The sequence below is a fragment of the Dactylosporangium sp. NPDC049742 genome (assembly GCF_040674675.1).
In the GTDB taxonomy this organism is placed as follows: Bacteria; Actinomycetota; Actinomycetes; order Mycobacteriales; family Micromonosporaceae; genus Dactylosporangium; species Dactylosporangium maewongense.
In genome coordinates this window covers 1-9,950 of record NZ_JBFANF010000136.1, presented here as the reverse complement: position 1 = coordinate 9,950, position 9,950 = coordinate 1, and the positions used below count along the sequence as shown (strand labels likewise).

At 74.0% G+C, this 9,950-nt stretch carries 10 protein-coding genes; 4 read left to right on the top strand and 6 right to left on the bottom strand.

The features are described from left to right. Positions 1-95: 95 nt before the first annotated feature. On the top strand, positions 96-695 hold the full coding sequence (locus AB0J72_RS58415; RefSeq protein WP_363417774.1) for an SDR family NAD(P)-dependent oxidoreductase: 600 nt from the start codon (positions 96-98) through the stop codon (positions 693-695). On the opposite strand, the gene AB0J72_RS58410 is transcribed toward AB0J72_RS58415, so the two are convergent. Beyond that, entirely contained in the window at positions 643-1,164 is a 522-nt protein-coding gene (locus AB0J72_RS58410) for a hypothetical protein (protein ID WP_363417771.1), read from the bottom strand. The two genes, AB0J72_RS58415 and AB0J72_RS58410, sit on opposite strands and share 53 nt — an antisense overlap. A gap of 77 nt (positions 1,165-1,241) precedes the next feature. Between AB0J72_RS58410 and AB0J72_RS58405 the strand changes: the two genes are divergently transcribed. Continuing rightward, positions 1,242-1,982 carry an SRPBCC domain-containing protein gene (locus tag AB0J72_RS58405; RefSeq protein ID WP_344506763.1) on the top strand — a complete coding sequence of 247 codons (741 nt, stop codon included), beginning with the start codon at positions 1,242-1,244 and terminating at the stop codon, positions 1,980-1,982. On the opposite strand, the gene AB0J72_RS58400 is transcribed toward AB0J72_RS58405, so the two are convergent. From AB0J72_RS58400 to AB0J72_RS58385, 4 genes are all read right to left on the bottom strand, one after another. Then, entirely contained in the window at positions 1,979-2,413 is a 435-nt protein-coding gene (locus AB0J72_RS58400; protein ID WP_363417767.1) for a MerR family transcriptional regulator, read from the bottom strand. The two genes, AB0J72_RS58405 and AB0J72_RS58400, sit on opposite strands and share 4 nt — an antisense overlap. Before the next feature lie 232 nt (positions 2,414-2,645). Further along, positions 2,646-3,668 carry a GGDEF domain-containing protein gene (locus tag AB0J72_RS58395; protein ID WP_363417764.1) on the bottom strand — a complete coding sequence of 341 codons (1,023 nt, stop codon included), beginning with the start codon at positions 3,666-3,668 and terminating at the stop codon, positions 2,646-2,648. Between the two features lie 40 nt (positions 3,669-3,708). Next, positions 3,709-4,869 carry a methyl-accepting chemotaxis protein gene (locus AB0J72_RS58390; protein WP_363417761.1) on the bottom strand — a complete coding sequence of 387 codons (1,161 nt, stop codon included), beginning with the start codon at positions 4,867-4,869 and terminating at the stop codon, positions 3,709-3,711. A 45-nt stretch (positions 4,870-4,914) separates the two neighbouring features. After that, entirely contained in the window at positions 4,915-6,192 is a 1,278-nt protein-coding gene (locus AB0J72_RS58385) for a DUF1479 domain-containing protein (protein ID WP_363417757.1), read from the bottom strand. Positions 6,193-6,282: 90 nt separating this feature from the next. On the opposite strand from AB0J72_RS58385, the gene AB0J72_RS58380 reads away from it, so the two are divergent. Together AB0J72_RS58380 and AB0J72_RS58375 are read left to right on the top strand one after the other, a co-directional pair. Beyond that, positions 6,283-7,575 carry an ROK family protein gene (locus tag AB0J72_RS58380; protein ID WP_363417754.1) on the top strand — a complete coding sequence of 431 codons (1,293 nt, stop codon included), beginning with the start codon at positions 6,283-6,285 and terminating at the stop codon, positions 7,573-7,575. 206 nt (positions 7,576-7,781) lie between these two features. Continuing rightward, the gene (locus AB0J72_RS58375) at positions 7,782-7,943 is read left to right on the top strand and encodes a hypothetical protein (protein WP_363417751.1); all 162 of its coding nucleotides are present in this window, start codon (positions 7,782-7,784) and stop codon (positions 7,941-7,943) included. 1,384 nt (positions 7,944-9,327) lie between these two features. On the opposite strand, the gene AB0J72_RS58370 is transcribed toward AB0J72_RS58375, so the two are convergent. Further along, positions 9,328-9,950 (bottom strand): universal stress protein (locus AB0J72_RS58370; protein WP_363417748.1); only part of this gene is annotated, 623 nt, incomplete at its 5' end.

Below are 9,950 nucleotides of genomic sequence, written 5' to 3'. Positions count from 1 at the left end.
CTGACCACCGCGGTCCGCGTCGCGCTCACCGCCTAGAGCTTCAGCGGCGCCGGGTAGCCGCGCGGAGGGTCGGGCAGGTTCCACGGCACCCGGTCCTGCACGTCTTGCTGAACAACGCCGGCGTCACGCTGCCGCGGCGGCAGGTCACCGCGGACGGGTTCGAGACGACGTTCGCGGTCAACCACCTGGCGCCGTTCCTGCTGACGGCACTGCTGCTGCCGCAGTTGCGGGCGGCCGGCGCGGCGCGCGTGATCGGCGTGACGTCGGCCGCGCACCGGGCCGGTCGCATCGACTTCGACGACCTGCACGGGGTTCGCCGGTACAGCCAGCACAAGGCCTACAACCAGTCCAAGCTCGCCAACGTCCTGTTCGCCCGCGAGTTCGCCGGGCGCGCCGAGGGTGCGATCAGCGCCGTCGCCGTGCAGCCGGGGTTCGTGCGCACGGCGATGGTGCCGCCGTTCCCGTTCAGTCTCGCCGGCTTCCTGCGGTCGGAGCCGGAGCGGCCCGCCCGTACCATCGCCGCGATCGCCACCGCGTCGGACCTCGCCGCCGGCGGTGGTGCGGTGTTCGGCGGCGACGGCCGCCCGGTGCGGGTCACGGGCCGGGCCGCCGACCCGTCCACCGCCCGCCGGCTGTGGGACGTCAGCGCCGAGCTGACCCGGCTCGCCGGATCGCGGCCGAGCCGAGGTCGTTGAGGACCGTCAGGTCCGGCGCCCCCAGCCGGGCGTCGGACATGACGACGACCACGACGTAGTGACCGGCGGCCGCGACGAAGTACCCCACGTAGCGGTCGCCCTCGTCGTAGTTGCCGGCGAACAGGGCCATGTCCGGGCCCAGATGGTCGACGGCGATCGGGTGGAAGCCGTTGCCGCCGCTGCCGGCACCGCAGCGGTCCAGCTGTGCCTTGAGCTCCGTCATGTACGAGCGGGCGCCGTCGCCTCGGTAGCGCGCGACGTGCTCGTACACCCGGAACCGGTCGCCGAAGTCGGCCGCCTGGCTGTGGCCGGCCACCGGGTGGGGCACCGGCGTGTCCGCGCACGGCTGTGGCAGCAGCGGCCACGCGAAGCCGGCCTCGACCGGCCCGGGCACCGCGCCGCCGAGGTCGGCCGGCTGGAGCATGACGCTCTGCGGCACCAGCCGGGGTGCCTTCGGTGCTTTGTGCATACCTGTACAGATGCCGCGGGCGCCCTGTTCGTTGCGTCGCTTGACAATAGGCAGGTAAAAAACTGCATAATGGGGTCGTGGACCTGGTGTTCAAGGCCCTGGCCGACCCGACCCGCCGGAGCATGCTCGACAGCCTGCGCCGGCAGGACGGGCAGACACTGAGCATGCTCTGCGCGGGCCTGTCGATGGCCCGCCAGTCCGCCACGCAGCACCTGCAGCTGCTGCAGGACGCCAACCTCGTCACCGTCGTGCGCCGGGGGCGCGAGAAGCTGCACTACCTCAACCCCGTGCCGATCCACGAGCTGCAGCGCCGGTGGATCGCGGCATACGAGGAGCCCCGGCTGCGCACCCTGGACGCCGTCAAACACCTCGCGGAGGGAAGTCCGATGAAGACCGAGATTCCGACGTACGTGTACGTCACCTACATCAAGGCCACCGCCGAGCAGGTGTGGCACGCCCTGACCGACGCCGACCTGACCGCCGAGTACTGGGGGCACGCCAACGTCTCCGACTGGCAACCCGGCTCGACGTGGGAGCACCGCCGCACCGACGGCTCCGGCGTCGTCGACGCGGGCGGCACGATCCTGGAGGCCGTCCCGCCGACCCGGCTGGTCATGACGTTCGACAACTCCACCGTCACGTTCACCGTCGAGCCGAGCCAGGACATCGTCCGGCTCACCGTGACCCACGAGAAGCTGGCGACGAAGGAGGATCTGGACGCGATCTCCCTGGGCTGGCCCGCCGTCCTCGCGAACCTCAAGTCGCTGCTGGAGACCGGCCGGCCGCTGCCGCAGGCCCCGTGGGAGATGCCGGCCTAGCGGGTCGGCGAACTCCTGCCGATCGTCATGAACGGAAACGGGCAGTCGGCGCAGCTGCAGTTGGTCAGGCTGTCGCAGCGGGCGTCGACGACCTCCGTGAGCGTGGCCCGGATCGCGGTGAGGTCGGCGATCTTCGCGTCGACCTCGGCGATCTTGTCCAGCGCGCGCTGCCGGAGGTCCGGGGTCGGGTGCCGGCGGCTCCCGGCGTCGAGCAGGTCGGCGACCTCGTCGAGGGTGAACCCGAGCCGCTGCGCGGCCTTGATGACCGTGAGCAGCGCGACGGTGTCCGGCGGGTACAGCCGGTGCCCGCCGTTGGTGCGGACGGGGTCGGCGAGCAGCCCGCGGCGCTCGTAGTACCGCAGCGTCTGGATGTTCACGCCGGCCTGCTCGGCGACCTCGCCCGAACGCAACCCCGCCTGCTCCTGTGGCATGGTTGGAGCGTAAACCCGTACCCGGGTACCGGATGCAACCAGCCACGGAGGTCGGGACGATGGTGGACGAGCGACGGGGCCGGGCGAGCCGTGACCTCGTGTACCACAGCCCGGATGAGCTGATCCCGCCGCCGTGGCCGCCGCAGGAGGGCCTCGATCCGCCCGGCGCTTTTGAGCCCCGCCGGCCGGACCCGCGCGACGGCGGGCCCTCGGCGGGCGGAGCACCGGCGGGTTAGGGCGCGCGGCGGGCGCGCTTCGCGGCGTACAGGGCGGCGTCCGCGCTGGTGTACAGGTCGCGGGCGGTGTGCGCCTGGCTCGGGGCGTGCGCCGCGCCCGCGCTGATCGACACCGGCACGACCCGCCCGTCGGGGAGCGTCAGCGGGCGGGCGCGCACCGCGTCGACGAAGTCCTTCGCGCGGGCGGCGGCGAGGTCGAACGAGCAGCCGGGCATCAGCACCGCGAGCTCGTCGCCGCCCAGCCGGGCCACCACGTCGACGGCTCGGCACCGCTCGCACAGCGTCGCCGCGATGTGCGTGAGGGCGTCGTCGCCGACGGCGTGGCCGTACGTGTCGTTGATCTCCTTGAACCAGTCGACGTCGATGAGCACCAGCGCGGTCTCGGCGGCGTCGCGGTCGACGGCGCGCTGGACCGCGTCGTCGAGGATCCGCCGCGTCGCCAGGCCGGTCAGCGGGTCGACGTCCGCCAGGCGCCGCAGCCGGCCGACGAGCCGGTCCTGGGCGACGCCGGCCCGGGCGAGCGCGGCCGCCATCAGCGTGAGCGTGCTGCCGACGAACGCCAGGTCGAGGGCCGCGTCGCCGACCGGCAGCAACGACAGCGCGACGACTGCCTCGCCGGCGAGCGCCGCGGCGGTGACGGCGACGACGCCCGGGATGCGCAGGTGGACGGCGGCGAAGAGGACCGGCAGGTAGAAGTACAGCAGCCCGGTGACGCCGGCGTTGCCCGTGCCGAGGTCCAGCAGGACGATCGAGCCGCACCCGATGACGGCGGAGGGCATCTGCAGCAGTCCGACCGCCCGGCGCGCCCCGGCGAAGAGCAGCACGGCGCACACGGCGGCGAGCGCGGCGCCGAGCGTGGTGAGCACCGGATCGACCGCCCGCGGGCCGAGGACCGCCTCGCCGACGTAGATGACCGACGGCGTCGCCGCCAGCAGGCCCGTCGCCAGGTTGCGCTCGGGGCCGCCGCGGCGGGGCCCGGCGGCCCGCAACACGGACCTGACGCGTGCGGAAGCCGTCACCCCTTCAGAAGCCGTCACACCGTCAGATGTCTTCACGCCTTCAGATGCGGAATGTGGCGACGACGGTCCGCAGCTCCGACGACATCCGCTCCAGCTCGCTGTTGAGGCGCAGCGCGTCGGAGACGCCGTCCTGGGTCGTGCGGGCCGCGTCCGCGACGCCGGTGATGCTGCGGGCGATGTCCGACGAGCCGGTGGCGGCGGCGTTGACGCTGCGGTCCATCTCCGCGGTCGTCGCCGCCTGCTCCTCGACGGCCGCCGCGATCGTCTGCTGATACTCGTTGATCTTCGAGATGATGCCGGTGATCTGCCCGATCGCGTCGACCGCGTTCTGCGTGTCCAGCTGGATCGCCTCGACCCGGCGGGAGATGTCCTCCGTCGCCTTCGCGGTCTCCTGCGCGAGGTCCTTCACCTCGCCCGCGACGACCGCGAACCCCTTGCCGGCGTCCCCGGCGCGGGCCGCCTCGATCGTGGCGTTGAGGGCGAGGAGGTTCGTCTGCTCGGCGATCGACGTGATCACCTTGACCACGTTGCCGATCTCGGTCGACGACTCGCCGAGCCGGGCCACGGTCGCGTTCGTCGACGTGGCCGCCTGCACCGCGTCGTCGCCGACCCGCACCGCCTGCGCCGCGTTCTGCGCGATCTCCCGGATCGACGCGCTCATCTCGTTGGACGCGGTGGCGACCGTGTCGACGTTGCGCGACACCTGCTCGGCGGCGGTCACGATGCCCTGCGCCTGGCTGCTGGACTGGTTGGCGTTGCGGGCGAAGCCCTGGCTCACGTCGCGCAGCTCCCCGGACGCGCCGGACAGCGCGGTGGCCGAGGCGTCCAGGGTACGGACGACGCCGTGGATCGACCCGGTCGCCTGGTTCAGCGCGTCGGCGATGAGCCCGAACTCGTCCTTGCGGTTGAGGTCGAGCCGGCGGGTCAGGTCGCCGGTGACCATCGCGTCCAGGTGCGCCAGGACCTTCCCGGCGGCCTGCAGCAGCGGCCGGATCCCGAGGTACGCGGAGAACGCGTTCATCGCGGTCAGCACCGCGATGAACGCGACCGCCGTCCCGAGGCCGATCTCGACCGCCCCGGTCGCGTCCAGGAGCCAGAAGCCGAGGGCGCCGACGCCGATGGTCGACACGGCCTGGCCCATGACCCCGACGAACATGATCGACCGGGCCGGCCGACGGGTCTGCTGGAAACTGTCCGGCACAGCGCTCTCCTCCGCACGACGTGACCTTCGGCGGATCGGCACCGTTCAGGCCGCGTTGAGGAAATCCAGCCCGAGTCCTCGCCGGCCGATCTCGTTCAGGTCCGCCTCCTGGAAGCGGTTGGGCCAGTCCTTCTCGTAGTGCTCGGCGGGGAAGTCGCCGGGGCTCTCACCGGTGCGGAACGCCTCGCGGACCGACGCTGCGTACCGCTCGTTGCGCGGGCACCAGGGGGCGGCCGGGATGTACATGACGTTGCCCCAGCCGCGCTGCGCCTCGACCGGCGCCACGCTGTGGATCATGTCGCAGTGCCACCAGACCGAGTCGCCGGCCCGCACGTCGGGGATGCCGGACAGCGCCTCCATGAGCGGTGCGTGCCACTTGTGCCCGGCCGGGAAGACCTGGTTGACGGTCACGCCGCACATGTCGTCGTCCGGCACGTCCGGCAGCAGCGGGCGCAGCATCAGGTACGCCATCGCCTCCGGGATCGGCACGGTGTGCAGCACGCCCTGGTCGTGGTCCATGTCGGACAGCGCCGTCCAGCCCTGGAACGTGCGGAACGCCGAGCACATCGTCGATCCGGGGTACTGCGGGCCGTCGGTGCGGTGGGCGGCGTCCCACGGGTCGTACTGCTCGACGCTGCCGTCGAACAGGTGCCGGAACGCCTGCTGGTAGGCCTGCGTCATCCACAGGTCCAGGGTGCCCGGGTCGAGGTGCGTGCCGAGACCGGCGGAGTCGGCGCCCTCGGGCCGGCGGCGGATCCGGTCGGGGTAGAGCGAGTCGCGCCCCGGGTCGAACCACTGCACGCCGTCCGACTCGTGCTTCCACTGACTGTTCAGGAACGCCTGCACCGTGGCCATGCGCTCGCTCTGCCGCGCCTGCATCTGGGCCGGGGACCAGTAGATCGGGTAGATCTCGGGCTTGGAGCCGACGCTGCCGAAGAAGTCGTCGCCGGGGCCGCGGTACTGCTCGAAGAACCGGTTGCTCTCCACGTAGTCGACGATGTCGCGGTCCCAGCCGAGGGCCTGCTCCCGCGCGAAGTGCCCGCGCACGACGAGGCAGCCGCGCCGCTTGAGGCGGGCCACGTCGGCGGCGGAGACGGTGCCCGCGGCGATGTCGGCATAGTCGATCACCGGCCAGATCGTCTCGCCACGCCGGCGGGCCGCGCCGATCTCGTCGACGGCGTCCTGCACGCGGCGCTCGACGACCGCGAACACCTCCTCGACGGTCCGGCCGGACGCGGCGATGCGCTCGCGCAGGGCCGTCTTGATCTCGCGGGTCGCCGCCCTGAGATCGGCGGGCGTGTCCTCCCAGTGCGGCAGTGCCACGGTCGTCCCCTTTCTAGGTAGGTGTCTTTACTTGTAGCACTGTACGACCGGTCGCACTTCCAGGCAAGGCTCCTGACTAGAATGCGGTTCGTGGATCTGGTCCGTTCGGTGACCGACGAGCACGTGCTGCGCGCCCTCATGGAGCACCGCCGCCTGACCAGGGCCGAGCTCGCCACGGCGATCGGCATCTCGAAGCCGACGGCGGGGGAGAGCGTGCGCCGCCTCGAGGAGCGCGGCCTGGTGTCCGACACCGGCGAACGCACCCCGGGCGGCCGCGGCCGCGGCCGGGTGGGCTCCTACTACGCGCTCGCTCCCGGTGTGGGGCTGGCCCTCGCGGTCACCATCGCGCCGGAGGGGGTCGTGGCGTCGTGCCTGAACGCCCACGGCGACACCCTCGCCCGCGACACCCGCCCGATCGGCCGCCCCGCCCACCCCGATCAGGTCGCCGCCGCCCTGCGCGCCGCCGTCTCCGCGGTCACGTCCGCCACGTCGGCGCTTGCTGCCGATGTACCGGCGGCCGCCGCCACCCCTGCCACCACCGCGCCTGGTGCTGCCGGCCCGCCCGGCGCCGTCGATGCGTCCGGCCTGGCCGACGCGCCCGGCGGTGTCGACGCGTTCGGCGGCGTCGGTGCCTTGGGCGGGGTCGGTGCCTTGGGCGACGCTGGTGCCTTGGGCGACGCTGGTGGTGGCGGCCCGGTGCGGGTGGCCGTGGTCGGCGCCGCCGACCCGGTGGACCGGGCGACCGGCCGGCTGGTGCAACTGCCCGACGCGCCGTTCCTCGTCGGCGAGCTGGACCCGGTAGCTGTCCTGACCCCGTTCGTGACGGGGCCGGTGATCGTCGACAACGACGTCAACTGGCTCGCCCGCGCCGAACGCGACCAGGCCGGCAACCACGGCGACTTCGCCTACCTGTACCTCGGCGAGGGCCTCGGCTGCGCGATCGTCAACGACGGCGAGATCCGCCGCGGCCGGACCGGCCTGGCCGGCGAGATCGCCCACCTGCTGACCACCGGCCCACAGGGCCGCGCCGTCCGCTTCATCGAACTGTTCGCCGAACTCGGCCTGCGCCGGGACAACTCCACCGCCATCGACGTCGCCCGACTCCTGGACCGCTGCACCCCAGGCTCACCGACCGCCACCGCGGTCTGCGACGCGGTCGCCGGCGTCGTCGCCGCGACCGTCGCCCTCGCCGACCCGCAGGAGATCGTCATCGGCGGCACGTGGGGCCCGGCGCTCATCGAGGGCATCCGCACCGCGACCGCCCGCACCCCCCGCCCCGTCGCCCTCCGCGCCGCTACGGTGACCACCGACCCGGTCCTGACCGGCGTCCGCGCCGAAGCACTCGCCCGCCTCCGCGCCGCCATCACCACCGCCGCGCTGTAGCCGTGGGTGCCGCCGGCCGTCCGGCCCGCGGAAAGGAGGCGCCCGCCGTCGGCGGGCCGCGGCTGCTGGCCGAGCAGTCGCCGGGTGCCGCGCGGTTGTCCGGCCGGCGGGAAGGAGGCGCTGGCCGGCCTCCGGGTCCGCATCGCCATCGCCGTGCCGGAAGCGCCGCTGTGGCCGCCGGCTGCAAAAACTGTCATCGTCGGCACGTGGGGCCGGCGCTCGTCGAGGGCCTTCGCGCCGCGACCGCCCGGACCCTGCGCCCTGTCGGTCTCCGCGCCGCTACGGTGACCACCGACCCGGTCCTGACTGGCGTCCGCGCCGAAGCGCTCGCCGGCCTCCGCGCCGCCGTCACCGCCGCCGCGCTGTAAGCGCTGGGTGCCGCTGGTTGCCCAGCCTGCGGGAAGGAGGCGCTCGCCTCGCCTCCGGCCCGCCGTGTCGTGAGCGCTGGGTGCCGCCCGGCTGTCCGGCCTGCGAGAAGGAGGCGCTCGCTGGCCTCTGAGCCGCCATCACCACCGTCGCGGCGGCCGCCAGTTGCAAACCGGCACCGGCGGCACGTGGGGGCCAGCGCTCATTGAGGGTATCCGTGCCGCGGCCGCCCGCACCCCCGCGCCCCGCCGGCCTCCGCGCCGCGACGCTGACCACCGGCCCGGTCCTGACTGGCGTCCGCGCCGAGGCGCTCGCTGGCCTCCGGCCCGCCGTCACCGCCGCCGTGCAGGAAGCGCCGTGGTGGCCGCCGGCTGCAAAATCGTCGTCGGCGGCACGTGGGGCCGGCGCTCATTGAGGGCATTTCGCGCCGCGACCGCCCGCACGCCGCGTTCTGTCGGCCTCCGCGCGGCGACCGTGACCACCGACCCGGTCCTGACTGGCGTCCGCGCCGAGGCGCTCGCTGGCCTCCGCGCCGCCATCACGACCGCCGCGTTGTAAGCGCTGGGTGCCGCCCGGCTGTCCGGCCTGCGAGAAGGAGCCGCTCACCGGGCTCCGGGCCGCCATCATCGCCGCCGCGTTGGAAGCGCCGCGGTGGCCGCTGGTTGTAAACCGGCATCGGCGGCACTTGGGGACCAGCGCTCGTCGTCGGCATCCGTGCTGCGACCGTGGCAAACGACCCGGTCCTGACCGGCGTCTGCGCCGAAGTGCTCGCTGGCCTCCGGGCCGCCATCACCGCCGCCGCGTCGGAAGCGCTGGGTGTCGCCGGCTGCCCGGCCCGCCTGAAGCGGCGCTCACCGATCTCGGGGCCGCCATCACCGCCGCCGCGCCCGGAAGCGCCGGCCGCCGGCGGCTGCCTGGCCCGCGCGAAGGAGGCAGTCATCGGCCTCCGGGTCGCCGTCGCCATCGCCGTGCCGGAAGCGCCGCGGTGGCCGGCTGCAATCCGTCGTCGGCGGAACGTGGGCGCCGGCGCTCATCGAAGGCATTCGCGCCGCGACCGCCGGTACCCCGCGCCCTGTTGATCTCCGCGCCGCGGCTGTGACCGCCGACCCGGTCCTGACCGGTGTCCGCGCCGAGGCGCTCGCCGGCCTCCGCGCCGCCATCACCGCCGCCGCGCTGTAAGCCGTGGGTGCTGCCGGCTGTCCGGCCCGCGGGAAGGAGGCGCTCGCTGGCCTCCGCGCCTCCGTCACCGCCGTGGCGCCGTAGGAGCCGTCACCGCCGCCGCGGTGTGGAAGCGGTGTGGGGCGTGCCCGCCGGCCGCTTGGTGCAGGAGACGGCGGCGGCCTGTACGTGGCTGGCACCGTTGTCGTGTGTGTTCCCGGCCGGTGGTCAGAGGGTGTCGCGCAGGAGCAGGACGGGGCAGTCGGCGCGGAGTAGCAGGTGGTGGTTGACCGGGTCCAGGGATGGGGCGGAGCCGGCGTCGAGGACGACGAGCTGGGCGCTGCGGGACGCTGCCACCAGGACGTCTGCCGGGTTTCCCGTGGTGGGCTCGATCTCCGCCGGCACCGTCGGGAACAGGGTCCGCAGGTGGGTGACGGTCTCGGTCACGTCGGACCGGACCAGCGTGCCCAACCCGGACGGAGAGGCTTCCGTCGGCGGTGGGGTCGGGGCGTGGATCGCGACGAGGGCGCAGCCGCGCCGGTGGGCCTCCTCGAAGCCGGCGGTGAGGACCCGTTCCGCCGTCGCGGGGTCGGCGATGCCGGCGACCACCGTCCCGATCGCGGTGTCGGCGCGGCCGCGGACCACGACGATCGGGCCGGTCGCGTACGTGGCGACGTGCACCCCTACGGACCCCAGCAGGGCCGCCGCGAGGGCGCCGCGGCCCTGTGAGCCGACGACGAGCAGCGCCGCCGACCGGGCCTCGGCCAGCAGCACGTCGCCGGGGGCGCCGGGCAGGGCGCTGCCCCGCACGTCGAGGGTCGGCTGGCCGCCGCGGGCGTCGGCGACGGCGG

Bases quoted from the DNA above. Each gene is read 5' to 3' on its own strand.
- AB0J72_RS58410 (WP_363417771.1), bottom strand. From the start codon at position 1,164: ATGCACAAAGCACCGAAGGCACCCCGGCTGGTGCCGCAGAGCGTCATG.
- AB0J72_RS58400 (WP_363417767.1), bottom strand. From the start codon at position 2,413: ATGCCACAGGAGCAGGCGGGGTTGCGTTCGGGCGAGGTCGCCGAGCAG.